The sequence below is a fragment of the Pseudofrankia asymbiotica genome (assembly GCF_001983105.1).
GTDB classification, from domain to species: Bacteria; Actinomycetota; Actinomycetes; order Frankiales; family Frankiaceae; genus Pseudofrankia; species Pseudofrankia asymbiotica.
On sequence record NZ_MOMC01000032.1, the window covers coordinates 1 to 25,869 of the forward strand.

Below are 25,869 nucleotides of genomic sequence, written 5' to 3' on the forward strand. Positions count from 1 at the left end.
GACCGACCCCGCCCCTGACCGACCCCGCCCCTGACCGACCCCGCCCCTGACCGACCCCGCCCCTGACCGACCCTGTCGCCGGCGAACAGCCGTCGACCCTCGTGCTCCACTCCATCTGTCTGGGGGTTGCCTTCTCATGCCACGGTTCCATCACGCCAACCTGGGCGTCCCACCCGGCCTCGACGACGCCGAGGGCGCGTTCCTCGTCGACATCCTCGGCTACCGGAAACTGGACGTGCCGTCGAGCCTCACCGGAATCGCCCGGTGGTACGAGGCGGACGACGGCAGCCAGATCCATCTGAGCGTCGATCCCGACCACAGGCCCGCGGCCCGGGCCCACACGGCCATCGAGGTCGACCAGGACATCGAGCGCCGGCTGGACGCCGCCGGCATCGCCTACCGGTCCGGCGGTCAGGGTGACCTGACGGTGATGTTCTGCGACGACCCCGCCGGCAATCACTGGGAGCTGCGCCGCCACGCGCCGACGCCATGATGTGACCCACGCCGTACTCCGTTCCGCGGTCCGCCCGTAGCCCGGCCCTTGGCCGGCCCCTGGCCCGCGTCCGGACCGCCCTCGGGCAGGCCCGACGTCCGGAGCGGGAGGCCGGCGCCTTCTGGGCGTGGTCCGCGCGTGCTCCATCGAACGGGCCTGGGACTCGCTCCCCGTAACGTGGACAGGATGTGGCCACCCGGGAAAGCTCTGGCGGATCGTGACCCGTCGTCACGACGCGCCGACGGGCCGGCGGCCCGCGGGGCCGCGCGGCTCCCGGCGACAGGCTGTCGGCTGTGAGCGCGCGTCCAGCTCCCGGCGTGGACCAGCTGGCGGCGCCGATGCCGGTCCCGGCGCCTCCGCCCGCGCCGGACGCGGCCCCGGCACGGACGTCGCGGCAGGCGGACCTGTTCGACGCGCTTCTGAGGATCTTCCTGGCGGAGGGGTTCGCCCAGTTCACGTTGGCGGACCTGGCCGCCCGGCTGCGCTGCTCGAAGAGCACGCTCTACGCGCTCGCGCACAGCAAGGAACAGCTCGCGGTCGCCGTCGCCCGGCACTTCTTCCGGGTCGCCGCCGACCGGATCGAGCGTGACGTCGCCACGGCGGCCGCGGCGAGCCTCGCCGAGACGGTCGGCGCCTACCTGGGCGGCGTCGCCCGCGAGCTGCGGCCCGCCTCGCCGGCGTTCCGCCGCGACCTGGCCGCGAACCCGGCGACCCGCGCCGAGTACGAGCGCAACACCCGCATCGCCGCCCGCCGGATCCGCGAGCTGGTCGCCGCGGGCGTCGAGGCGGGGGTGTTCCGCGGGGTCGACGCGGCCTTCGTCGGTCAGGCGGCGACGGCGGTCATGTCGGCGATCCAGCGCGGCGACATCACCGCGGCCACGGGCCTGTCCGACGCCGACGCCTACGCGGAGCTCGCGAGCCTCCTGCGTCACGGCCTCGCCGGCCCGGCCCCGGACGTTCCGAATGTCCAGGGAGTCTCGGGCACCCCTGGCACCAAAGTGGTCAGGTCCTAGACGGGCATACCCGGGGCGGATGGGCCCTCGCCGGCGCGGCCGCTCGGCGTCTCGCGGTCCCGCGCGGCTGGCCCCTGGTCCGCGGGCGGCGCCCACGGGCGCGTCGGCGCGGGCGGACGGGATGGTGCTGACGCCGCGGGTGGTCCCGCGCAGGTCACGGCCTCGCCCGCGATCGCGTGGCCCTGATCACAGCGTCGCGCGGTCGGCCAGGGCCGCGCACTCGTCAGCGCGGCCGACCGGACACGGACCGGCTCAGAGGGGGCCCTCCTTGCTCGCCATCGGCGATCGCCGGTACCCGACCCGTATTCGGATCGTCCGTTGGCGTTTGACATGTGTTGGCAATGTGGCCCGGAGCCAGCCATCTCGCTGTTGTCCTCCGGGCCCGTTACGTCCACCATGGCCATGTGCCGACCTGTGAAGAGATTGCTTCGATCGAGGATTCCGTGGATCGGGCCGCCCACGCGAACGACCTGATCTGGCGCAACCACCCACGGCCCTCGCAGCTGCGCCAGCTGCGGGCGGATGCTCTGCGCGCGGCGCTGCGCGAGGGCAAGGACGCGACCGAGATCGCCAGCCGGCTCGGTGTCCGGGCCGACGACATCACCTGGATGGCCAGCTCCGAGACCGCCAGCTGGCCGTCCCGGCCCGTGACCTCCTGACACCTTCCCGCGTCAACCGGCCAGGGCTGTCGCCCTTGTCGCCGCCCACCAGCCCACCAGCCCGACCGGCCGGATGCCCGGCCGGTCGCGGCATCTGACCGCCGGCCGGGACCAAAGTCATGGACCGGCGGTCCATACCTACCAGAGCCGGCCGACACTCGTGCCGTCTGCGCGCCCGCGTCCGCGCGTATTGTTTTGATCATGAGCGATGTGCGGGTGTTCCTCCTGGATGACCATGAGATCGTCCGGCGCGGCATCCGGGAGATGCTCGAGGACACCGGTGACCTCCATGTGGTCGGCGAGGCGGCCACCGCGACCGAGGCGTTACGCCGGATCCCCGCCGTGTCGCCGAACGTCGCGGTCCTCGACGCCCGTCTCGGGGATGGCAGCGGTATCGACGTCTGCCGGGAGATCCGGTCGGCGCATCCGGAGATCGGCTGCCTGATCCTCACGTCGTACGACGACGACGACGCCCTGTTCTCCGCGATCATGGCGGGTGCGTCCGGCTATCTGCTCAAGCAGATCAAGGGGACCGACCTGGTCGGCGGGATCCGCGCGATCGCCGCGGGCCGGTCGCTGCTCGACCCGGCGGTCACCCGGCGGGTGCTGACCCGCCTGCGGGAGGGACCGGCGCAGGACCCGCGGCTGGCCGCCCTGGGCGTTCGCGAGCGTGAGATCCTGCGGCTGGTCGCCGAAGGCCTCACGAACCGGCAGATCGCGGGCCGGATCCACCTGTCGGAGAAGACCGTCAAGAACTACGTCTCGTCGATCCTGCTGAAACTGGGGCTGACCAGCCGCACCCAGGCCGCCGTGTTCGCCGCGCGGCTCGACGCCAGCCCCCGGGGCTGACGGGGCGGCCTCCCTCGCGGCCCGCGCACTCCCGGCCCGGGTGAAACCGGCCGGGGCGACGCCGGAGTGCCCGTTTCACGGTGATGGGCGTGTGGCAGGAGTCCCTGGTGTCCAACCGTCCCGAGCAGCGCACGCCGGACGCCGGCAGCCGAGACGGCGATCCGATCGTCCCCGCCGCTGGCCGCGCCCGGCGTCCCGACAGCACCCTGGGTGGCCGCGATGCCGGCCGGGTCCGCGACCAGACCGCGCCGAGGAGGCAGGATGCCCGGGCCTGACGCCGTGACCGCGCCCCAGGCGCCCCAGGCAGCTCACGGCAAGGGGCCTCAAGGGGACGGCCGGCCCGAGCGGCCCGAGCGGCCCGAGYGGCCCGAGCGGCCCGAGCGGCCCGAGCGGGCCAGGGGGTCCCGCGGCGGCCGGTGGGACGTGGACGCCGTTCCTCGAGGCGAGACCGTCGAGACGCACAGCGCGACGCTGACCTTCGCCGGGGACCTCGTCTACAAGGTCAAGAAGCCCCTAGACCTCGGTTTCCTCGACTTCCGCACCCGCGAGGACCGGCTCGCCGCCTGCGAGGACGAGGTGGCACTCAACCGGCGCCTCGCGCCCGACGTCTACCTCGGCGTCGCCGACCTGCGCGACGCCGAGGGCCGGCTCGTCGACCACGCGGTGGTCATGCGCCGGCTGCCCGAGCGGCGCCGGCTGTCCACGCTGGTCCGCCGCGCCCAGCCGGTCGACGAGGACCTGCGGGCCGTCGCCCACCGGCTCGCGGCCTTCCACGCGGCCTGTGAGACGTCGCCGGAGATCGAGGCGGCCGGGAGCCCCGACACGCTCACGGGCCTGTGGCGCGAGGGCGCCGAGGGGGTCGCCCCGTTCCGTGACGCGATCCTGGACGGCCAGGTCGTCGCCGAGATCGACCGGCTCTCGGCCCGGTACCTCGCCGGGCGCGGCCCGCTGCTGGCGGAGCGGATCCGCGGCGGCCGGATCCGCGACGGGCACGGCGACCTGCAGGCCGACGACATCTTCTGCCTGCCGGACGGCCCGCGCATCCTCGACTGCATCGAGTTCGACCCGCGGCTGCGGGTCGGCGACGTGCTCGGCGACGTCGCGTTCCTCGCGATGGACCTGGAGCGGCTCGGCGCGCGCGAGGAGGCCGAGCGGTTTCTCGGCTGGTACCGGGAGTTCGCCGGGGAGGCGCACCCGCCGTCGCTGGCGCACCTCTACGTCGCCTACCGGGCGTTCGTGCGGGCCAAGGTGACCTGCCTGCGGTCCGGGCAGGGCGACCCGGACGCCGCCGACCTCGCCCGGCGGCTGGCCGCGCTCGCGCTCGACCACCTGCGCCGCGGCCGGGTGCGCCTGGTGCTGGTCGGGGGCCTGCCGGGCACCGGCAAGTCGACGTTGGCCAGCCAGCTGGCCGGGGCCGACGACGGCTGGGTGCTGCTGCGCTCGGACGTGGTGCGCAAGGAGCTCGCGGGCCTGCCGGCCGACACGCCCGCGCCGGCGGCGCTCAACCCCGGCCTGGACGCCGGGATCTACGCGCCGGCGGCGACCGAGACCGTCTACGCCGAGCTGCTTCGCCGCGCCGGGCACGCGCTCGCGCACGGGGAGAACGTGCTGCTGGACGCCTCCTGGTCGTCCGCCACGGCCAGAGCCGCCGCGGCGCGGCTCGCCGGCACCGCCGCGGCGGACCTCGTCGAGCTGCGCTGTGTCACCGCGCCCGAGGTGGCGGCCGCCCGGATCGCCCGCAGGGCGACGGAGGGACAGGACGCGTCCGACGCGACGGCGGCGGTGCACGCGGCGATGTCGGCCCGGGCCGACCCGTGGCCGGCGGCGACGGTCATCCACACGGCGGCGCCGGTCGCCGAGTCCGCCGCGGCGGCCCGCCGCCGCCTGCGCTAGCCCCGTCGCCCTTTCCCCTGTGCCCCCATGTGGTCTGACCTGCCCAGACGGCCGCCGGGAAAGTGATGCGCGCGGAGCGGACTGACCCCCACCTTCAGGGGGAGGGCATCGGCTACGGTGTCGGGGACATGGGACCCGAACCGACCGCCCGGCCCACGCCGTCCGCGCCTGGCGACGCGGCGCCGGCGCAGCGTGCCGGGTCTCGGCCCGACGAGCGGCCGGGCGACGAGCGGCCGGGCGAGGAGCTCGAGTTCCCGAGCGTCGCCCGGCTCGAGCTCGACGAGCTGCTCCTGCAGCTCGTCGACCGGGCGCAGGACGTCATGGCGACGCAGGGCCGGCTGCGCGGGCTGTTGCGCGCGACCAGGACCGTCGCCTCGGACCTCAGCCTCGACGTGGTGCTGCGCCGGATCGTCGAGGCCGCCTGCGAGCTGGTCGACGCCCGGTACGGCGCCCTCGGGGTGACCGCCAAGGGCGCCGAGGTGCTGGAGCAGTTCATCCACGTCGGCATCGACCCACGGCTGGTGGCCGAGATCGGGCACCTGCCGCGCGGCGAGGGCGTGCTCGGCGCCCTCATCCACGACCCGCGGCCGGTGCGCCTGGAGGACCTCGCGGGGCATCCCGGCGCGGTCGGCTTCCCGCGCGGCCACCCGACGATGCGCACCTTCCTCGGCGTGCCCATCCGGGTGCGTGGGGAGGTGTTCGGCAACCTCTACCTGACCGAGAAGCGTGGCGGCCGGGTGTTCACCGCGGAGGACGAGGAGCTGGTGCTGGCGCTCGCCGCCAGCGCCGCGGTCGCGATCGACAACGCCCGCCTGTTCGGCCAGGCGAGGCACCGCGAGCAGTGGCTGCAGGCGTCCGCCGACATCACCCGTCACCTGCTCGGCGACGGTGACCGGCCGTTGGAGCTGATCGTGCGGCGCGCCCGCGAGGTCGCCCGCGCGGACACGGCCGCGCTCGCGCTCGGCGCGCACGACGCGGAGCACCTGCGCCTCGACATCACCGCCGGTGACGGAGCGGAGCGGCTGGCGGGCGGGCTGCTCGCCGTCGACGAGTCGCTGGCCGGCCGGGCGATCCACGAGCACGCGCCGCTGTTCGCCGGCGAGGCGCCGGCCGAGATCGCCGAGCTGCTCGCCGGTGCGGCCGACCTCGGCCCGGTGATGGTCGTGCCGCTGATCACCTCGCGGACCAGCGCGGGCGCGGTCATCCTCGGGCGCCGCCGCGGCGCGGAGCCGTTCACCGACGCGGACCTGGAGATGGCGGCGGCGTTCGCCGGGCATGTCGCGATCGCCCTGCAGCTCGCCGAGTCGCGCGCCGCGCAGAACCGGCTGACGGTGCTCGAGGACCGCGACCGCATCGCCCGTGACCTGCACGACCATGTCATGCAGCGGCTGTTCGCCGTCGCGCTCGGCCTGCAGGGGCTGGCCGAGGCGGAGGACCACCCGAACCGGGCGAAGCGGCTGGCGACCTACGTCGACGACCTGGACTCGACGCTCCGCGAGATCCGCCAGTCGGTGTTCGAGCTGCGCGGCCGGTCGGCGGCCGGCGGTGCCGGCCTGCGGATGGCGCTGCGCGGCATCGTCGACGAGACGACCAGGGCCTTCGGCTTCGAGCCGCGCCTGCTCGTGGACGGCCCGTTGGACAGCGCGGTCACCCCGGCCGTCGCGGACCACCTGTTCGCCGTGGTGCGGGAGAGCCTGTCGAACGCGGCCCGGCATGCCCGCTGCCGGGGAGCGTCGGTGACGGTGACCGTCGCGGACGGCCGGGTCAGTGCCGAGATCGTCGACGACGGCATCGGACTCGGKACCGGCGAGCCGAGCCGGCGTAGCGGGCTCGCGAACATGCGCAGCCGCGCCGAGGAGCTGTGTGGCACCTTTGAGATCGGCCCCGGCCCCGACGGCGTCGGGACCCGCGTCGTGTGGACGGCGCCCTGTGCCCCGCCGGCGCCCGTCCCCGGCCAGGCCTGACGCCGGCGGCCCTGTCCGTGGGATGATCGCGATGTCGGCGTGTCGGAGTCGGCGTTCCCGGGTGATACCGACAGCCTTCGAATAATGTGTTCTTCCCGGAAGGGCGTCACTAGGGGCAGGATAGTCGTCATGTCGACGGAGTATTCGCTATGACCGGTCAGGTCGCGGCGTTCGCGAACACCGTCATCTTGTTGACCTACTTGGCGATCTCACTGACGATCGCACGTGGCCTCTGGAAATCAGGGCAGTGGCGCAACAACAAGCTGGGTACCGCAACTGCCGCGATCTTCTTTACCTGCGCGGTGGGGCATGGCCTGCACGCCGTGCTGTACTTCAGCGCGGCCGCGAATCCGTCGACCACCCAGCCGTTCCATGAGCACGGTGGCGAGCTGAACGGCCTCGGGCTCGCCAGCGCCGTCTGGGATGTGGCGACGGCCTTCGTCGGTATCTGGTACTGGTCGCTGCGCGGCCGTTTCCCGGCGCTTGTCCGCGGCGCGGCCGTGTTCGAGGATCTGCGGCTGCGCCAGACCGCGGAACGCAAGCTGCGGCTGTCCGAGCAGCGATACCGCGGAATTGTGGAGACGACCAGCGAAGGCGTCGTCCTCATCGACGCCACCGGCGCCATCGACTATGCCAACGCCCAGTTCGCCGCCCTCGTCGCTCGCACCCCGCGCGAGGTGCACGGCCTGACGTTCACCGACCTGGTGCTGCCGCGGTACCGGGAGCCGCTGATCGCGGCGCTCGTGGCGGTCCGCGAGCGCGGCACCCAGCGGATCGAGGTCGAGCTCGCCTGCGCCGGCTGCACGCACGGCGACGGCATCGGGAACACGGTGCACGCGCAGATCGCGCTGACCGCCCGTGCCGACACCGACGCGATGCCCGCCGGTACGTCGCGCGCGGCCGCGCYAGCGGGGAGCGCGCCGAGCGCGGCGGGTGGGATGCCCACCCGGATCCCCGCGGACAGCTTCGGCGGGGCGCTCGCGATGGTCGCCGACGTGACCGAACGGCGCAACGTGGAAGCGAAACTTCGCCAGTCCCAGCGGCTGGACGCCGTCGGCCAGCTCGCGGGCGGCGTGGCCCACGACTTCAACAACCTGCTCACCGTCATCGACGGCTACGCCGCGCTCCTGCTCGGCGAGGTCGAGGGACCGGTCCGCCGAGACGTCATCGCGATCAGGGACGCGGCCGCGCGTGCCTCGGCGCTCACCCGCCAGCTGCTCGCGTTCTCCCGCACCCAGCCGATCCAGCCGCAGGCGGTCGACGTCAACGAGCTTGTCATCGGCATCGAGGACATGCTGCGCCGGCTGATCCGCGAGGACATCCAGATCGTCGTGCGGGCCGAGGCCCGGAACGCGATCGTCTGGGCCGACCGCGGCCAGCTGGAGCAGGTGCTCATCAACCTGGCCGTGAACAGCCGGGACGCCATGCCCGACGGCGGGCAGCTCACGATCAGCACGGCGCGCGTCCTGCTCGCCCCGGCCACGCCCGCGACGGCCGGCGCCGGCGTCGGCATCGGGGTCAACGGAGCGGCGGGTGGCCTGGTCGAGCATGTACTGCTCACCGTCTCCGACACCGGAGTCGGCATCCCGGAGGACATCCGCGGCGTCATCTTCGAGCCGTTCTTCACGACGAAGGAACCCGGCCAGGGCACCGGGCTCGGCCTCTCGACCGTCTACGGCATCGTCCGCCAGGCCGGCGGGCAGGTGCTCGTCGACTCGGCCCGCGGCATCGGCACGGACGTGCGGGTCTACCTGCCGGCCACGTCGTCGGCACCGGGCTCGGCCGTCCCCCGGCGTGACAGCGTCCCGATCTCCGGCGGGCGCGGGACGGTACTGCTGGTCGAGGACGACGGCGAGGTGCGCCGGCTGTCCGAGCGGATCCTGCTCATGGCGGGTTACGACGTGCTGACCGCCGCCGACGGCCCGGACGCGCTCGAGCTGGCCAAGGCCGCGTCCGCGCTCGACATCCTGGTCACGGACATGGCGATGCCGAGGATGAACGGCGGCCAGCTCGCCGACCGGCTGCGCGCGTCCCGTCCCGGCCTGCCGGTGCTGTACGTGTCCGCCTACCATCGCGGCATGATCAACTCGGCCCCGGTCACGGCGCACGGCGTCGCGTACGTGGAGAAGCCGTGCTCGCCGGCGGTGCTCACCGAGAAGGTCGGCGAGCTGCTCGCCGCMGCCAGGGTCACCCGCCGCGTCCCTGACCTGCGCCCCGCGCCCACCGGCCTGTCGGCGGGAGGATCATGATCGGGAAGCCGCGGACGGTGGTCCTGGACGACGAGGCGTGGCCARGGGGCGACGGCCAGGGACGCGACGGCCAGGATGTGTCCGCTCGGGCGGTTCAGGACGGCGCGACGGACAGCTCCCGGACAGATACCGGCAGGCTCTCGACGAGGCGGGCCGAGCTGGAATCATGGGCAGCACGGGGGAACACGGGGGACCGCGGGGGCGGGTGGTATGGGACGCCGGCGCCGGCTTCCCATACCCCTGGGTGGCAGGGAACGGCATGGGACGGGAACGGCCCGGCGCCGGCGTACCTGGCGCGGCGTCCCGCGCGCAGGGCCGGCCCACTCACGGGCCGACCCCGCTCGCGTGGCCGTGCCCCGGCCGGCTAGGCGGCGCGGCCGAGGCGCAGGCAGCGGTCGAGGAACTGCGCGGCGGTGGCGGACGGGGGGCCGCCGGGACGGGTGGCGAGCACGACCTGATAGCGCGGCGGGTGCGGCTCGATGGCGAGGAAGCGGAGGTCCCGGGTGCGTTCGGCCAGCGACGCGGGGACGAAGGCGCAGCCGGTCCGATAGCGGACGAGGTCGATGACCGTCGAGAGATCACCGAGCTCCACCCGGGTCGACCGCTCGGCGAGGCCGGCGGCGGCGAAGGCCCGGTCCACGGCGGCACGCACGCCCCAGCCGACGGGGAACTCGATGAGGTCGAGACCGGCGGCCTCCTCGAGGGTGACCGCGGCGCGCCCGGAGGCGGCGAGCGGGTGGTCGAGGGCGCAGGCGAGCGCGACCGTCTCGGTGTGCAGCGCGTGCAGGCGCAGGTCCCGCACCGGGCCGGTGATGACCAGCACCGCCAGGTCCAGCTCGCCGTCGCGGATCCTCGCGGCGTGTGACGTGGCGGCCGCGGGGTCGGGAGCGGCCAGCTGCACCTGGACATACGGGTGCTCGGCGCGGAAGGCCGCGAGCGCCGCGAGCACCGAGCGCGGGGTGAGGCTGTGGAGGATCCCGAACGAGAACGCGCCGCGCACCCCCTCGCGCACCTCGGTGACCACCTGCTTCGCCTGGCGGACGGCGCCGAGCACCCGGCGTGCCTCGGGGATCAGCGCCCGCCCCGCCTCCGTGAGCTCGACGTGCTGCGTCGTGCGCTCGAACAGATCGACACCGAGCTCCCGCTCCAGCGACCGGATCGACGCCGACACGCCGGACTGCACCATGTGCAGCCGCGTGGCGGCCCTGGTGAAACCGCCCTCCTCGGCGACTGCCAGGAAGTGCTCCAGCCTGCGAGGTTCCACGTCCCGTCCCGGTTCTGCTCCAGATCCCCGCCGGCCATCGCTGTTCATGCCTAAGCGGCGGGGATCGATCTACGATCATGATGGGTCGCGCGCTGGCTGGGGCCTGGTCGCAACGGCGACCATGTCCTCAACCGCGACGGACGCCACCACGTCGTGGCCTGCCTGATGAGACGTCGCCGTACCGGTCCGCGTTGCGCGGCGCGGCCACCTCCGCTCCGGGTCGTTCGGCGTGCCCCGCTCAGACAGACCGCCTTTTCGAGGATCTGGGCGCCGCGCCGCTTGATCAACGACGCAGGCCACCTCGGTGACACGCCGAGGCGGGCGCGCTCTGGCCCGGGACGCCGGGTGCCGGGTGCCGGGTCGTTCCGGTGGTCGTGCCGGCCCCCGCCCACCGGGACTGGGCCGGTTCCTCCCATGCATCCCCACCTCGAACCGGTTTGTGGGATCCTGAGGAAGCGCGCTTGAGAGGAATCCATGGGCGACGAGCAGGACTCGGTGGATCTGGCCGATCTGTTCGGCCTCGATGGGTCGCGCATCCACATCGGCCGCCCGCTCGGCGCCTCCGGCCAGGGCCGGCTCTACCTTCGCGACGGCGTCCCCGGCATGGCCGTCAAGGTGTTCACGCCGGCGCACCTGGTCCGCTCGGCGCCCGACCTGCGGGCCAAGCTGACCTGGATGATCGAGCATCCACCCGTCACCGGGCTGGGCGCCGTCGAGCCCGCGGCGGGTAAGCGGCCCGACGCCGCGCCTCCAACAGCCGCGCCGCCGGCCGCCCCTCCAACAGCCGTGCCGCCGGCCGCCAAGCCCGGGACGGCCGGCCCCCCGGCCGGCGGGCTCGACGCGTTCGCCTGGCCGCGCGAGCTTGTCGTCGACGGGAGCGGCGGTCTCGTGGGCTACACCTACAGCACGGCGACCCCCGCCGACGGTGTCCCGCTGGGCACGCTCGTCCACCCGGACGCGTCGCCCCGGCCCGGCTGGTTCGACGACTGGGGCGTGCGCCTCGAGGCGGCCACGCGGCTGGCCGCGGCGACGGCCGTGCTGCACGAGCACGGCTACGTCGTCGGCGACTTCCACGATGGCGCCGTCCAGGTGACCTCCACCGGCCGGGTCACCTTCGTCGACTGCGACGCGGCACAGGTGACCACGGACGCGGGGGTGCATCAGTCCCCGGTCGGCCGACCCGACTTCACGCCCGCGGAGCTGCTCGCGGAGCGCGGCCGGCCGCGCGGGCCCGCCGCCGACGACTACGCGCTCGCCGTCCACCTCTTCGCGCTGCTCATGGGCGGGCACCGGCCCTACACGGGCCGCTGGCGCGGCGGCGGCGTGCCGCCGGGCCAGCTGGAGCTCGCCCGCGCGGGCCTGTACGCCCTCGGCGGTCACCGCGACCTCGGCCCGCCGCTGGACCTGCCGCCGGCGGACATCCTCCCGCCCGGCACCCGGGCGATGTTCGGCCAGGCGTTCGGCCCCGGCGCGGGCAGCCAGCAGCCCAGGCCGACCGCGACCCGGTGGCACGAGGCGCTCGTCGCTCTCGCCGCGGGCCTGCGCGGCTGCCCGCGCGTCCCCACGCACCACTTCCGGGCGGGCCTGCCGTACTGCCCCTGGTGCGTCCTGGACGAGCAGACCGGCCAGCGCCCCCCTCGCGCGGCACCCGTCACACCGCCTTCCGCGCTGCCGACCGCGTCGTGGATGGCGCTGGCGCCAGGCACGTCCGTCGTGGCGGCGCCGCCCGCCCGGCCGGGCGTCCCGGCGGCGGCTGGCACCGCGGTGTCGGCCGGCGGCTCCGCCTCGGCTGGCGCCGCTGTGTCGGCCGGCGCCGCCGCCGCGGGCCCGCCGAGAACCTCACGGGCGCCGGGCCCACCGGCGCCGCCCGGGCCGGCCTCGGTGGACCCGCCAACGCGGGAGACCCCGAAAGGCCGCCGGCGCGCGCGTTCGGGTGCGGGCTCGCGCGCACCGGCACGGACGGCACCGCGGCGGTGGGCCGTGCGGGTGGGCACCACCCTGCTGTGCCTGCTCGGCGCGGCGCTGGTGGTGTTCGCCGCGCTGGGCACCGTCAGCGAGCTGCCCGAGAGCGACCTCGGCCCCGCGCGGGACAGCGGGCCCGCGACGACGACCCACGGCGCCCCCCTGCTTTCCGCGAACAGCCCGCGGGCGTCGGCTCGGGCGGCGCGCTGGCCCTGGGTCGGGAAGTGGCACGGCGTCGACGACCAGCCGCGCGCCGGCTTCGGCCTGCAGATCGTCGACGACGGGATGGTCGACGGCCAGGAGCACTTCACCGCCATGGAGGTGTCGGGAACGTGCCCCGTCCGCTACCGGGGGACGCCGGCGACCTGGCTCGACGACTCGGGCCCGGCCTACGCCCACGACGTCTACGGTCTGCTGCTCGACGCCCAGCTCCCGGCGGGCGCCGACCCCTCGGGATGCGCGTTGCTGCCCGACCGGTCGTTCTACGGGGGCGGCGGCGCCGAGCCGGTCAGCCTGGGCGCGATCCGGATCGAGATGGTCGGCTCGGTCAGCGACGACCTCGCGCGCGCCCGGGTCACGATCCGCCCGGGGGACGCCGTGACCGTGACACTGCGGCGGGAGTGACCCGACCGGCGTCGTCTGCCTCGTCTGCCTCGTCTGCCTTGCCGGCCTCGCCTGTCGCGCTGGCCTCGTCGCTGCCCTGGTCCGCGGCCTTGTCCAGCAGGTAGCGGCGTTCCGGCTCGCTGGCGGTGCGGCGCGCGGCGGCGCGGAACGCGGCCCCGGCGGCGGACGGGTCGCCGGCCATCTCGTGCAGGTGCGCGCGCACGGCGAGCAGGCGGTGATGCGTCGACATCCGCCGATCCGCCTCGGCGAGCGCGTCGACGGCCGCCAGCGCCGTCGACGGGCCGGCGACCTGGGCGAGCGCCACCGCCCTGGCCAGCGCCACCATCGGGTTCGGCGCGATCCGCTCCAGCACGTCGTAGAGCCCGAGGACCTGCGGCCAGTCGGTGCTGTCGGTGTCCGGCGCCTCGTCGTGCACGGCCGCGATCGCCGCCTGCACCTGGTACGCGCCGACGGGCCCCACCGGCAGCGCCCGCTCGAGCAGCTCGACGCCTTCGGCGATGAGCGCCCGGTCCCAGCGCGAGCGGTCCTGCCGGGCGAGCGGCACCATCTGGCCGTCGGCACCGACGCGGGCCGGGCGGCGGGCGTCGGTGAGCAGCATCAGCGCGAGCAGCCCCAGCACCTCCGCGTGCTCGGCCGCGCCGTCGGGCAGCAGCCGGGCGAGCCAGCGGGCCAGCCGGACCGCCTCGTCCGACAGGCCGGGCCTGGTCAGATCGACCCCCTCGGAGGCCGTGTAGCCCTCGTTGAAGATCAGGTAGAGCACGTGCATCACGGCGCGCAGCCGCTCGCCGAACTCGGCGCCCGCCGCCGGCATCCGGAACTCGGCCCCGGCGGCGCGCACGCCCTGCTTGGCCCGGCTGATCCGCTGCGCCATCGTCGCCTCCGGGACGAGGAACGCCGCGGCGATCTGCGCCGTCGTCAGGCCACCGACGGCACGCAGCGTCAGCGCGACCTGACTGGGCGGGGACAGCGCCGGGTGGCAGCACAGGAACAGCAGCCGCAGCGAGTCGTCCTGGTCGGCCGGGCGCTCGGCGTCAGCGGCCCCGGCGACCAGCTCGCTCGCCGGGGTCGCGACAGCGAGCCCCTCCTCGCGGCGCCGCCTGGCCGCCTCGGCCCTGATCGTGTCGATCATCCGCCGGGCGGCCACGGCGGCGAGCCAGCCGCGCGGATTGTCCGGAACCCCGTCGCGCGGCCAGCCTGTCGCCGCCGACAGCAGGGCCTCCTGGACGGCGTCCTCGCACAGGTCGAACTGCCCCGGGTACCGGCGCAGCAGCCCGCCGAGCACCGCCGGCGCGAGCCCGCGCAGCAGGTCACCCACCGCGCGGTCTCTCTCCGCCCGGTCACCCGCCATGCCGTCAGCCGCCGCCCGGTCGCCCGCGCGGCCGTCCCGGCCGGTCGCCGGTCCCGTCTCGTCCGCCACCGCGCCGCCGCCCCGGTGCCCTCAGCGCTGGGGCGCCGGCGACTCGTGGGGGAGCGGGACCAGCTCCACCGCCTCGTGCGACGCCCACGGCAGGTCCGCGGCGATCTCGACGGCCCGGGCCTCGTCGGCGACGTCGAGGATGTAGAAGCTGCCCATGAACTCCTTCGTCTCCAGGTACGGGCCATCGGTCACGGCCGGCACCCCGTCGCGCACCCGGATGACCTTCGCATCGGCCTCGGTGCCCGAGCCGTAGGCCCCGACCAGCTCGCCGGAGTCGAAGTACTTCCTGTTGAACGCCTCCTGCGCCGCGATCGCCGCGGGCCACTCCTCGGCCGGGATCGACTCCCACGTCTCCTTGGACCCGTAGATCGTCACCAGGTACTTCATCGTCGGCTCCTCCGCTGACCTCTGGGCCTCCAGGAACGCGAGCGAAGTGCTCTGGCGTCCCGCGGCCGGGGATTCCGGCGCCCCTCCGGGCACCGACACCCTCCGGTCGGAGCCGTCCTCTCATTCTCTACCTCCCACCTATCGATGTGGCGTGCGTCACGTCGGCCCTCTCGTCGAGTGGGGACTTCGGCTCCGGGTGGGGTGTCGATCGATTCATGATCGTCACAACCGTGTTGCCGGCGTCGCGGTACAGCCGGATTCGCGACGCCGACAACCCGTGACCGGCGATCATCGGTCGCGTTCCGCGGGGCGGACCTCCGCGGGGCCGGCGCTGGCGCGACGGCGGCAGCGGCAGCGACGGCGGYAGCGGCAGCGGCTGCGGCAGCGGCGGCAGCAGCGGCAGCGGCCACTGCGGCCACTGCGACGGCTACGACCGATGACGGGCGCGGGCGGCGACGCGATGATGAACGGATGAGGACCGAACCCAACCGTCCCGTGGAGCTCGCGGTGGCACTCGCGAGTTTCGAGCAGCTCTGGAGCCCGCGCATCGTGACCCGGGTCAACGACTACGACGTGCGGGTGGCGAAGGTGGCCGGCGAGCATGTCTGGCACGCCCACGACGACACCGACGAGTTCTTCCTGGTGCTCGACGGCGAGCTGCGCATCGCCCTGCGCGGCCCCGACGCCATAGTGCCCGACCTCGAGGCCGGAGAACGCACCGTCGTCCTGTCGAAGGGCGCCGTCTTCGTCGTCCCGCGCGGCGTCGAGCACCGGCCCTCCTCACCGRAGGGCGCTTCGATCCTCATGTTCGAACCGACGGGAACGTCCACCGTCGGCGACCGGCACGAGGAAATCCCTGGCCATGTCGATGCCACCATCGGCCACCTTCTGGACTGACGGAGCACGTCGTCCCGGCACCTGCTCTGCCTGTCCGATAGCCGACGCTGCGCCACCGCGGCCCTCACGGGCGCTCTGCGTGTTTCCCGCGAGTACGATCGCGCCATTCGCGACCCGGTCTGGCGCGCTCCGACACGGCGGCTACCGACGCGTGGTCACGGGTGCTGGACGGTCGGCGCGGAAACGTATCGGGGGGAACGATGACGGAGCGGCTCCAAGACGACGAGGTGCTGGAACTCGCCAGGGTGTTTCGGGATTCCCTGTCCGGTGGACAGCTGCTCCTGCACGCGGGCCTGCCGGAGTTTCTCATCCCGACGGGCGCGGCGAACTCGCTGACGTTCTGGCAGGCGGTGAGCGAGGCACTGGACGCCGGTGGTGTGGACGGCGGGCGTTTCAGGATCCTCGCGCGGGCCGCCGARATCTTCCCGGCGAACAGGCTCTTCCCCGGGCGAGTGGACGACCTGCGGGCCGCCGGCGCCGCGCCCGGGAGGCGTCCCGGTGGTTCGACCACGGATGCCGCCCGTGGCCGGGACAGGGTGGGCGCGACCAGCGGCAGCGGAGCAGGAGGGCTGCCGAAACCCGCGACGGTCATCGTGCTGGACGCCGTCGGGTACAGCCCCAGGGGCGCGATGGTGCACCTGGAGATCCGCCGCGGCCTGCGTGAGATCATCGAGGACGCGGTGGCGGACGCGGGAATCTCGCCGGAGTCGCTCAGGAGCCAGGACAAGGGCGACGGGCTGCTCATGGTGGCGTCGAGCGAGGTACCGAAGGCGGTCATCGGTATCCGTTTCGTCGACGAGCTACGCCGTGGGCTACGCAGCTTCAACCGGACCCGCAACGACCTGGGCCGGATTCGGCTGCGTCTCGCCCTGCACCACGGGGACGTGATCGAGGACGGTACCGGGTGGGCTGGAAACGCGGTCATCGTCGCCTGTCGCCTCGTCGACGCGCCGCCGATCAAAAAGGCGCTCGACGATCACCCGGCCGACGTGGCCCTGATTGTCTCGTCGGCTTTCTATGACGACGTGGTCGACCTGGAGCTGCTCGGCGTCGACCCGGCGGAGTACCGCGAGGTCGCCGTCGACGTGCCGAAGTTCAGTGGCAAGGCATGGCTTACGCTGCCGGGCCGACCGGGCTGGGTACGGGAAAGCCCGTCCCCCGCGGCCGCCGCGGGGCCCGCGACGGCCGCCGGAACACCCGCCGAGGGCGAGTCCGCCAACGATGAACTGCCGGGGGACGCGGTGAAGTGGGACTTCCTGATCGCTGCAGCCGCCGAGGACGCGGACTGGTGCGAGTGGATCGCCTTCGTGCTGGAGAAGGGGGACAAGTATCGAGCGCATGTCGAGACCTGGGATGTCCAGGCAGGCGATCACGCCGTCCGGCAGCTGGAGGCGGCGATGAATGTCGCCCATCGAACCATCATCGTGGTGTCCGAGCATCTGGAGGCCGCGCCCCGAGCACAGGCCGTGTGGATGAACAAATGGGTCGATGATCCGGGGGGCGAGCACCGGTCCGTGGTTCCGGTCATTCTCGGCGAATACGAGCCGGCCGGCCTGCTGTTCGGCATCAAGCCGATTCGTCTGCGGGTGAATGACCCGGAGGCCGCCGAGAAGGAACTCCTCAGCCAGATCGACCGGACAGTGGCCGGTCGCTACCGCCCGGACGCCCAACCTCCGTTCCCGGGCCTGGCCGGCCGCTGACCGAGTCCACAGCCATGCCCGCGTCGTGATCGGGCTGACGCCACCGACGGGTCAGGTCGCGGTGCCGGCCGCCGCGGCTCGGCCGGCCGCGCGGCCGGAGAAGAGGCAGCCGCCTAGGAAGGTGCCCTCGAGGGCGCGGTAGCCGTGTACGCCGCCGCCGCCGAAGCCCGCGACCTCGCCGGCGGCGTACAGGCCGGGCAGGGGCTCGCGGCCGTCGGGGCGCATGACCCGGCCGGAGAGGTCGGTCTCCAGGCCGCCGAGGGTCTTGCGGGTCAGCAGGTGCAGCTTGACGCCGATCAGCGGGCCGGCCTTCGGGTCGAGGATCCGGTGGGGCGTGGCGACGCGGATGAGCTTGTCGCCGCGGTAGCGGCGGGCGCCGCGCAGGGCGGCGATCTGCAGGTCCTTGGTGTACGGGTTCGCCATCTCGCGGTCGCGGGCGAGGACCTGGCGCTCGATGTCGTCGTAGCGCAGCAGCGGGGACGGGGTGAGCGCGTTCATGCCGTCGACGAGTGAGCGCAGGTCGTCGCGGACGACGAAGTCGACGCCGTGCTTCTTGAACGCCTCGATCGGGCCGGGGGCGCCCTCACCGAACCGGCGCCGCAGCAGCAGGCGAATGTCCTTCCCGGTGATATCGGGATTCTGCTCGGAGCCGGAGAGCGCGAACTCCTTTTCGATGATCTTCTGGGTGAGGATGAACCAGGTGTGGTCGAAGCCGGTGCGCTGGATGTGCGCGAGCGTGCCGAGTGTGTCGAAGCCGGGGAACAGCGGCGGTGGCAGCAGCGTGCCGGTCGCGTCGAACCACAGCGACGACGGGCCGGGAAGGATCCGGATGCCGTGATTCGGCCAGATCGGGTCCCAGTTCGTGATGCCCTCGGTGTAGTGCCACATCCGGTCGCGGTTGATGAGGCTTGCGCCGGCCGCCTCGCTGATGGCGAGCATCCGGCCGTCGACGTGTGCCGGCACCCCGGTGATCATGTGCTTTGGCGGCTCGCCCAGCCGTTCCGGCCAGTTGGCACGCACCAGTTCCTGGTTGCCGCCGATCCCGCCGGAGGTGATGATCACCGCCTGGGCGCGCAGCTCGAACTCACCGACGCCTGTGCGGGAGGAGGCGACGCCGCGAGGGGTGTCGCTCRCCTCCAGGACGGTGCCGCGCACGCCGTCGACCTGCCCGGAGGTGAGGGTCAGCTCGTCGACCTGGTGGCGGAAGCGGAACGTCACAAGCCCCGCGTCGGCCGCGGCCCGCACCCGGCGGGCGAACGGCTCGACGACCCCAGGACCGGTACCCCAGGTCAGGTGGAAGCGCGGTACCGAGTTCCCGGGACCGTCGCCGCCATAGCCGCCGCGTTCCGCCCAGCCGACGATCGGGAACCAGCGGACGCCCATCGCGTGCAGCCAGGCGCGCTTCTCGCCGGCGGCCCACTCGACGTAGGCCCGCGCCCACTGCCGGGGCCAGTGGTCCTCGCGCTCCCGGTCGAAGCCGGCGGTGCCGAGCCAGTCCTGCCAGGCGAGCTCGAACGAGTCGTGCACACCCATGCGACGCTGCTCGGGGGAGTTGACGAAGAACAGCCCGCCCAGCGACCAGAACGCCTGCCCGCCGAAGTTCGCCTCGTTCTCCTGCTCGACGAGGATCACCCGCCGGCCGGCGTCCGCGAGCTCCGCCGTCGCCACCAGCCCGGCAAGCCCCGCCCCGACGACGATCACATCCGCTTCGTCGCCGCCTCGGCCGTCCACCACACCCACCCCTGTCCACACCCGGTCTCTGGCTCGCCGCGCCGTGAACCCGCGACCGGCCTCGTTCGCCCCGGCTACCTTCCGTCCGTGCCGATCGGTCCGTCAACCGGGCCTTACCCGGCATTGGACTGGCGACGCTGGCCGTGCCGGGAGGGCGCCCGGGCGTCTGTGGCTGGGACGGGCCCGGTGGATGAAATCCCGCGGCCCGAACACGCCGGCCGGTCATGATCTGGTGGAATCCTCGGACCTGGAGCTCCCAGAATCGCACCAGATCATGGACGACGGCGCCGGCAGCCCCCGGCCGACTGGACCTACGACGGCCGTCTCGTCTTCGACATCGTCTTTGGGGACTCCGGTTTCGTCGCTGCCCTCCATGAACGGCCCTGACGTCGGCCCTTTCGCCTGCTGGGTGCTTCCCGGCGGTCGGCGGTCGCCGGTGCCGACGTCAGCGTTCGAGGACGGCGAGCGCCGGTTCGGTGTCCAGGTCGACGTAGGCGGCGGCGTAGCGCTCGGCGAGCGCCAGGGAGATCTCCTGCGTCTGGTAGCCGTCGGTGCCCAGCGTCGACAGCCAGATCGTCAGGCCATAGGCGGGGGACGCCCGGTACTGGAGCCAGGCGTCGTCGAAGGCGGGGCGGGTCGCGTCCGGCACGTCGAGCGCCGTGAGGTACTCCTTGATCAGGTCCGTCTCGGCGGCGCGGCGGTCCTCGACGGTGAGCGCGCCGACGAGGAAGTAGCCGACGTCCTGCGGCCACGCGCCGCGGCGCACGACCTGCCAGTCAAGGAAGCCGACGTCGTCGCCCGGCAGGACGTACGTGTTGCCGATGTGGGCGTCGGCGTGCAGCAGGGTGACCGGCTCGCGGTCCAGCGTGGCGACGTAGCGGGCCCAGATGTCGACGTGGGCGTCGCCGCCATACGCCGTCACCGCGGCCGGGAGCCGGTCGGCGCCGCGTTCCAGCCCTCTCGGCGTGTAGGTCCGCAGCCCGGCCTGGAAGCCCGCGGTCGGGGCCCAGGTCTGGACCCAGGCGAGGTCCGGCTCGCTGGCCGCGGAGAACCCCCAGTACCGGCTGTGCAGCCGGGCCAGGCCGCGCAGCCCGTTCGCGACCTGGTCCACCGTCATCGGGCGGGTGGAGTCCCGAGGGTCGCCGCCCCGCCTGGTCACGTCCTCCATGACGATGACGTAGTCCAGCCCGGGGCGGTCGATGACCACCCGGTAGGAGCGCGGGTGGTCGACGGGGAGCGGGACGCCGGAGGCGAACAGGTCCGGTTCGTTGAAGAGGTTGCCGTTGCGGGCGTGCACCGCCCGGTGGATGCCCTCGGCCTTCAGGAAGACCCGGTCCGGGCCGGAGCCCGCCGCGTAGGTGAGGTCGAACCGCGCCCGCCGGTTGGTGCCGTCATCCCGTGCCACCAGGACGACGTCCTCGACCACGGCGCCCGGGCAGCTCTCCGCGAGGGCCGCCGTKAACCACGCCGGTGACACCTCCGCCCAGTCGGCGGGCACCCGCAACGGCGTGACCCGCGCGGGCACTGCCGACGCGTCGATCTCCCCAGACAGCATGAGTTCGGAGTATGCGTTTACTCATCTACTCGGGTCAACCGTAGCTATGGCGCGGTCGGCTTCTGCCAGACCGAGATGTGTTGACCGCTTTCGCTGGTGAAGGGGGCGCCGGTCCAGGTGGACCAGCGGTCGCGCAGGCGGAGGCCAGCGAGCATGGCCATCAGGTCGAGCTCCGAGGGCCAGACGTAGCGGAACGGGATCGAGCGGAACGTGCCGCGGCCGTCGACGATCTCGACGTAGTTGGAGCTCATCCGCTGGGTGGCGACGTCGAACACGTCGTAGGCCCAGCCATGCTCACCCACCGCGAAGGGCAGGACGTTCTGCCCGGGCGGCAGGTGGCGCAGCGACGGCACGTTGACCTCGATGACGAAGCAGCCACCCGGCTCGAGGTGCGCGGCGGCGTTGCGGAAGACCGCTACCTGGCCCTCCTGCGTGGTCACGTTCTTGATCGTGTTGAAGACCAGGTAGGCGACCGTGAACCGGCCATCGACGGTCGTCGTCGCGAAGTCGCCGATCGTCACGTCGACCGTGTCTCCGCCTGGTTTCGCGCGCATCTGGGCGACCATCGCGCGGGAGAGATCGATGCCATGGACCGGTACGCCCCGGCGGGCCAGAGGTAGCGCGATTCGCCCGGTGCCGACGCCGAACTCCAGCGTACGGCCATCGCCAGCGAGCTCGGCCAGTAGATCGACGGCCGGGTCGACGTCCTCCGACGTGAATCGAGACGATTCCGTGGCGTCGTACCTAGCCGCGACCGCCTCCGGAAAGTAGCCATCCTCGTCCACCACCCAGGAACCGTACAGGCGAGATTTTGACCGTGCTAACGAATTTCGGGCACTTCGTGGGCCCGGTCCTTTTGCCAGCCTGCCGGTGGTTTCGGGCCGCTCCTTGGCTCGCCTGCATCGCGGGTGCGGGGAGCAACGCGCAGATCACCGCTATCGCCCGCGTGTTCGCCGGTGTCCGTCGTGTCACGTGCAGGCACCGGGCCCGCAAGGTTTACGGCACCCGTCCGCGGGCGATCTGCGTGAGACAGGCATGCACGCCGGGTGCCGGCGACCAGGTGAGGAGAGGGACGTGGCGACGAGCGACGTGGCGAAGGGCGACACCGACGACACCGGCGACAAGGGCTACCGGCACATCAACTTCTTCCGCGCCATGCTGATCAAGGCCATGGGCCCCGCCGAGCTCGGCGAGAACAGCCCGCTGGCCGGCACGAAGTACGACCCCGCCCTGACGAAGGCGAAGGCACAGCGAAAGGCGAGGGAGCGGCAGGCCAAGATGGCGAGCCTGGGCGGCGAACGGCAGCGGTCCGCGCATCACCAGTTCGAGCACCCGCCGTCGTAGCCGCCGCGCGGCCAACGCGCGTGCGGCCCGCGGTGCGGTGCGGCCCGCGGTGCGGTGCGGCCCGCGGTGCGGTGCGGCCCGCGGTGCGGTGCGGCCCGCGGTGCGGTGCGGCCCGCGGTGCGGTGCGGCCCGCGGTGCGGTGCGGCCCGCGGTGCGGTGCGGGGTGGCCAAAGCGCGGGGTCAGTGCGCCGGCGACGGGCGTGGCGCGGTCAGGGTGTGGTGGCGAGTTCGGTGAGCAACGTCCGTGCGTCCCGGGCGACGCCGGCCATGCCGCGCCTGGCCGCGCGCTCGGCCACGTCGCGCAACTCCGCGTCGTCGACGCGCTCACCGGAGCGCGCCGCGAGCTGGGCGGCGAACAGCCGGCAGCGCAGCAGCGCGCCGGCGCCGCGCGAACGGGCGGCGAGCTCGGCGGCGGTGCGTAGGTGGGCCCGCGCCGCCGGCAGGTCGCCGGCCAGGGCGGCGAGCCGGCCGAGGCCGAGAGCGACCGGGCCCACCATGCCGCACTGCCCGATGTTGGCGACGCAGTGCGCGACGGGAGTCAGCCGGGCCGTCAGGATCTCGACATGCTCCCGCAGACCGCGGTCGGCGACCGCGTGCGCGAGCATCGTCAGCCGGCCGTGGGTGGTCCAGGTGACCGGTTCGAACCGGGCGATCTCGGTGGCTATCAGCGCGTCGACGCCCGGGCCGCCGCGGGTGATCGCGGCCAGGGCCGCGGTCCACGGGGCGGACATGTCGACCGGCAACGTCTCGTCCGGCTCGTGTGGCCGGCCCTGTTCCCAGCGTAGGGCCAGCAGGGCCGCCTGGTAGGCGCCGCTCTGGTACAGCTCCGTCTCGCGGTGCAGCTCGGAGGCATGCCGGTACGCCGCCTCGGCGGCGGTCAGGTCGTCGTCCCGCCACAGGGCGACCGAGCCCTGCGCCCAGCGGAACTGCACCCGGCTCGCGGGCAGCCGCAGCAGGTCGCTGCCGAGCGCGCCGAGCCGGACGTGGTCGGCGGCGGCCGGGTCGCCCAGCGCCGTCCTCGCCAGATAGCGCAGACCGTGTGAGATCACCTCGTCGAGCCGGGCACTGGCGTGCGGGACGGCCGCGAGCCGGTCGAGCAGGTCGAGGGACTCGGCGGCCCGCTCCGCGATCCCGGAGAACGCCAGCGCCCGGGCGAGCAGGGCGTCGGCCAGCGCCTCACCGTCGCCGGTCTGTTCGGCGAGATCGATCGCCCGGCGGCTGAGCAGGTCGGGCACCGAGCCGTCCGGGTCGTAGCAGCTTCCGACGGCGAGCGCGGCCAGCACCCGGACATGCGCGACCGGGTCGGCGGTGACCAGCGTCTCCAGGCCGGCGAGGCGGGCCAGCAGCGGTGCCGGGTCGTCGCCGTAGGCGGGCCACGGCCACGAGCCGCTGGTGCGCAGCAGCGCGGCGGCGAGCCTGCCCGCCGAGTCCAGCCGGCCGCGGCGCACCGCGTCGAGCAGGCCCGCGTCGACCACGTCGAGCAGGGTCTGCCCCCGGCCCGCCCGGGCGAGCGCCGCGACCCGGGCGACGACGATCTCGTCCCGGTCGACGCCGGGATCGCCGCTGGGATGGCCGGCGGGATCGCTGGCGTGACCACTGGCGATCTGGTCGAGCGCGTCGAGCGCCTGCCCCCACCAGTGCGCAGCCGCCTCCGAATACCACCGGCGTTCCGCGTCGAGCGCCGCGGCCCGGCAGGCGTCGAACACGTCGGCGGCGTCGGCGAGCGGCCAGGCCGCGACGAGATGTGCCGCCCGCCGGGGGAGCGTCTCGCCGCCGCCGGCCGGCCCGAGCGCCTCGGCGACCCGCAGGTGCAGCCGCTGGCGGCGCAGGCCGGAGATGCCGGCCACGACCTCGTCGCGCAGCAGAGCGTGCGCGAACATGTACCGCCCGGTGCCGGCCGCCTGGACGATGACATGCTCGTCCGCCGCCTCGTCCAGCAGGTCGGCGAGGTCGTCGCGGCCGAGCCGGGTGACCCGTCCGAGCAGGTCGATGTCGAGCGTGTCGCCGATGACCGCCGCGGCCCGCAGTACCTGCGTCACGGCCGGGTCGAGCCCGGCGAGCCGCTGGCCGAGCACGGAACGCACGGCCACCGGCACCTGGCCGCTGGCGCGCTCCTCGGCGGGCAGCCGGGCGTACTCGCAGACGAAGAACGGGTTGCCACCGGTCCGTTCGGTGAGTTCGGCCGCCTCGGCGGTGTCGATGGCCTGCCCGCTGACCCGGCCGGCGAGCTCGGTCACCTCGGACTCGGTGAGCGGCGGGACGGCGAGACGCCGGGAGCCGTGCCGGCGGGACACGGCGGCGAGCAGCCGGTCGAGCTCAGGGTTCCCGGAGACGTCGCGGGCGGTGGCGACGACGGCGAGGCCGGGGAACGCCGCCGCGCCCGCGAGATGGGTGAGCAGCCGCAGCGACGCCGGATCCGCCCAGTGCACGTCCTCGGCCACCACCAACAGGGGCTTGGCCCTGGCCGCCTCGGCCAGCGCGCCGGCGACCCGGTCGTAGACGACGAACCGGGCCGCGTCCGCGTCGACGCCGGCCGGCGGGGTCAGCAGATCGTCCGGCTCGGCGCCGAGGTCACGCAGCAGCTGGCGCAACGGCCACCACGGCGGCACCACGTCGTCAGGGCATCCGACGCGCGAGACGACCCCGCCAGCCCGCTGCCAGCCGCCCGCGGCCTCCTCGGCGAGCCGGCTCTTGCCGATCCCGGCCGGGCCGGTGAGGACCGCCCAGCGGCCGGCGCCGACGATCGCCTCGGCGAGCACCGACTCCAGCGCCGCCACCTCCCGGCCCCGCCCGACCAGGTCACCGTCGGCCAGCGCCGGCCACGCCCGGTCGGCCGCGGCGCCGCCGGTCTCGCCGCCGCTGAAGGCGGTGCCGGCGGTGCCAGCCGTGCCAGCGGTGGCGGTGGCCGTGGCGGCCGCGGAGACCCTGGCGCTGGCGCCAGTGGACGTGCCCGCGGCCGCGGGGGGAGCGAGGGCGGGGGAAGTGGTGGCAGCGGGAGCGGTGGCGCTGGTACCACTGGTGAAGGCGCCACCGCTGGCGGCCCCTGGCGGGACCGGCGCGGCGGGCCATGTGTCGAGGCCGCCGTCCTGGCGCAGGATCGCACCCTGCAGCTCGCGCAGCGCCGGGCCGACGTCCAGGCCCAGCTCCTCGTCCATCCGCCGGGCCTGCTCGCGGAACGTCTGGAGCGCCTCCGCGGCCCGGCCGTCCCGGTACAGGGCGACCATGCGCAGCCAGCACGCCTGCTCGGCGAGCGGCGTGGCGAGCAGCAGCTCACGTGACCGCGACACGGCGGCGGTGACCCGGCCGGTGCCGAGCAGGCCCGTGACCGCGTGTTGCTCGCACTGCGCCCACCGCTCGTCGAACGCCGCCGACGCCGCCCGTACCCACGGCTCGTCGGCGAACTCGGCGAGCAGCGGTCCCCGTCGCAGCGCCGCCCCGCGGTCGGCGGCCTCGACGGCCGCCGGCCAGTCCGCGGCGTCGGCGGCGGCGCGCGCCCGGTCGCATTCCCACTCGAACAGCCGCAGGTCGAGGTCGGCGGCGGCGACGTCCGCGACGTAGCCGGGGTTGCGGCGCACGATCGGCGACGTCGCCCGCTCGTCGTCCCGCAGCAGCCGGCGCAGGTTGGAGATGTGGGCGTGCAGGCTGGACAGCATGCTCGGCGGGTGCTCGTCCCCCCAGACGGCGTCGGCCAGGCGGTCGACGGAGACGACCCGGCCGGCGTCGAGCAGCAGCGCCGCGAGCACGGCGCGCTGCTTGGGCCCGCCCAGCACGACCGGCCGCCCGTCGCGGACCACCTCGACCGGGCCGAACAGGCGGTAGAACGGCACGCCTCTCATGATGCCGGGGCGAGGCGCTAGACGCGCTCGCC

General features: G+C 74.2%; 19 protein-coding genes. 12 read left to right on the forward strand and 7 right to left on the reverse strand.

Annotation, left to right across the window (positions count from 1 at the left end):
• The first annotated feature begins 136 nt into the window (after nucleotides 1-136).
• The 8 genes from BL253_RS16575 (at nucleotide 137) to BL253_RS16610 (ending at nucleotide 9,120) form a co-directional block, all read left to right on the forward strand.
• The gene (locus BL253_RS16575; RefSeq protein ID WP_076817934.1) at nucleotides 137-493 is read left to right on the forward strand and encodes a VOC family protein; all 357 of its coding nucleotides are present in this window, start codon (nucleotides 137-139) and stop codon (nucleotides 491-493) included.
• Between the two features lie 293 nt (nucleotides 494-786).
• Complete coding sequence (locus BL253_RS16580) at nucleotides 787-1,506, forward strand: TetR/AcrR family transcriptional regulator (RefSeq protein WP_076817936.1); 720 nt, start codon at nucleotides 787-789, stop codon at nucleotides 1,504-1,506.
• Nucleotides 1,507-1,949: 443 nt separating this feature from the next.
• A complete protein-coding gene (locus BL253_RS16585; RefSeq protein ID WP_241834861.1) occupies nucleotides 1,950-2,165 on the forward strand; it encodes a hypothetical protein in 216 nt (71 codons plus the stop codon).
• A gap of 201 nt (nucleotides 2,166-2,366) precedes the next feature.
• Complete coding sequence (locus tag BL253_RS16590) at nucleotides 2,367-3,014, forward strand: response regulator (protein ID WP_076817937.1); 648 nt, start codon at nucleotides 2,367-2,369, stop codon at nucleotides 3,012-3,014.
• A gap of 107 nt (nucleotides 3,015-3,121) precedes the next feature.
• A complete protein-coding gene (locus BL253_RS42295) occupies nucleotides 3,122-3,289 on the forward strand; it encodes a hypothetical protein (protein ID WP_158230365.1) in 168 nt (55 codons plus the stop codon).
• Nucleotides 3,276-4,907 carry a bifunctional aminoglycoside phosphotransferase/ATP-binding protein gene (locus BL253_RS16600; RefSeq protein WP_081438377.1) on the forward strand — a complete coding sequence of 544 codons (1,632 nt, stop codon included), beginning with the start codon at nucleotides 3,276-3,278 and terminating at the stop codon, nucleotides 4,905-4,907. Before BL253_RS42295 ends, BL253_RS16600 begins: the two co-directional genes overlap by 14 nt.
• Nucleotides 4,908-5,035: 128 nt before the next feature.
• The gene (locus tag BL253_RS16605; RefSeq protein ID WP_420801678.1) at nucleotides 5,036-6,871 is read left to right on the forward strand and encodes a sensor histidine kinase; all 1,836 of its coding nucleotides are present in this window, start codon (nucleotides 5,036-5,038) and stop codon (nucleotides 6,869-6,871) included.
• A 149-nt stretch (nucleotides 6,872-7,020) separates the two neighbouring features.
• Nucleotides 7,021-9,120: a hybrid sensor histidine kinase/response regulator gene (locus BL253_RS16610; RefSeq protein WP_076817945.1), complete on the forward strand. Its 2,100-nt coding sequence runs from the start codon at nucleotides 7,021-7,023 to the stop codon at nucleotides 9,118-9,120.
• Nucleotides 9,121-9,484: 364 nt separating this feature from the next.
• Here BL253_RS16610 and BL253_RS16615 read toward each other — a convergent pair whose 3' ends face one another.
• Nucleotides 9,485-10,384 (reverse strand): LysR family transcriptional regulator, encoded by a 900-nt coding sequence (locus tag BL253_RS16615; protein WP_076817947.1) that lies wholly within the window; start codon nucleotides 10,382-10,384, stop codon nucleotides 9,485-9,487.
• A gap of 474 nt (nucleotides 10,385-10,858) precedes the next feature.
• Between BL253_RS16615 and BL253_RS16620 the strand changes: the two genes are divergently transcribed.
• On the forward strand, nucleotides 10,859-12,970 hold the full coding sequence (locus BL253_RS16620) for a hypothetical protein (protein ID WP_076817949.1): 2,112 nt from the start codon (nucleotides 10,859-10,861) through the stop codon (nucleotides 12,968-12,970).
• On the opposite strand, the gene BL253_RS16625 is transcribed toward BL253_RS16620, so the two are convergent.
• Complete coding sequence (locus BL253_RS16625; RefSeq protein WP_076817950.1) at nucleotides 12,921-14,387, reverse strand: RNA polymerase sigma factor; 1,467 nt, start codon at nucleotides 14,385-14,387, stop codon at nucleotides 12,921-12,923. The genes BL253_RS16620 and BL253_RS16625 overlap by 50 nt on opposite strands.
• Nucleotides 14,388-14,408: 21 nt before the next feature.
• Complete coding sequence (locus tag BL253_RS16630; RefSeq protein ID WP_076817952.1) at nucleotides 14,409-14,774, reverse strand: YciI family protein; 366 nt, start codon at nucleotides 14,772-14,774, stop codon at nucleotides 14,409-14,411.
• A 471-nt stretch (nucleotides 14,775-15,245) separates the two neighbouring features.
• Here BL253_RS16630 and BL253_RS16635 point away from each other — a divergent pair, with 471 nt between their 5' ends.
• Both BL253_RS16635 and BL253_RS16640 read left to right on the forward strand, forming a co-directional pair.
• Nucleotides 15,246-15,671 (forward strand): cupin domain-containing protein, encoded by a 426-nt coding sequence (locus BL253_RS16635; RefSeq protein WP_076817953.1) that lies wholly within the window; start codon nucleotides 15,246-15,248, stop codon nucleotides 15,669-15,671.
• Between the two features lie 200 nt (nucleotides 15,672-15,871).
• Nucleotides 15,872-17,371: a TIR domain-containing protein gene (locus BL253_RS16640; RefSeq protein WP_076817955.1), complete on the forward strand. Its 1,500-nt coding sequence runs from the start codon at nucleotides 15,872-15,874 to the stop codon at nucleotides 17,369-17,371.
• A gap of 51 nt (nucleotides 17,372-17,422) precedes the next feature.
• Here the strand turns inward: BL253_RS16640 and BL253_RS16645 are convergent, their stop codons facing one another.
• The 3 genes from BL253_RS16645 to BL253_RS16655 form a co-directional block, all read right to left on the reverse strand.
• Nucleotides 17,423-19,102, reverse strand: a complete 1,680-nt coding sequence (locus BL253_RS16645) for an FAD-binding dehydrogenase (RefSeq protein WP_076818100.1) — start codon at nucleotides 19,100-19,102, stop codon at nucleotides 17,423-17,425.
• Between the two features lie 445 nt (nucleotides 19,103-19,547).
• Entirely contained in the window at nucleotides 19,548-20,657 is a 1,110-nt protein-coding gene (locus tag BL253_RS16650; RefSeq protein WP_076817956.1) for a phosphotransferase, read from the reverse strand.
• Between the two features lie 44 nt (nucleotides 20,658-20,701).
• Complete coding sequence (locus BL253_RS16655; RefSeq protein WP_076817957.1) at nucleotides 20,702-21,445, reverse strand: class I SAM-dependent DNA methyltransferase; 744 nt, start codon at nucleotides 21,443-21,445, stop codon at nucleotides 20,702-20,704.
• Nucleotides 21,446-21,731: 286 nt separating this feature from the next.
• Here BL253_RS16655 and BL253_RS16660 point away from each other — a divergent pair, with 286 nt between their 5' ends.
• Nucleotides 21,732-22,001, forward strand: a complete 270-nt coding sequence (locus BL253_RS16660) for a hypothetical protein (RefSeq protein WP_076817959.1) — start codon at nucleotides 21,732-21,734, stop codon at nucleotides 21,999-22,001.
• A 209-nt stretch (nucleotides 22,002-22,210) separates the two neighbouring features.
• Here BL253_RS16660 and BL253_RS16665 read toward each other — a convergent pair whose 3' ends face one another.
• A complete protein-coding gene (locus BL253_RS16665) occupies nucleotides 22,211-25,837 on the reverse strand; it encodes an ATP-binding protein (protein WP_081438378.1) in 3,627 nt (1,208 codons plus the stop codon).
• Between the last annotated feature and the right edge of the window lie 32 nt (nucleotides 25,838-25,869).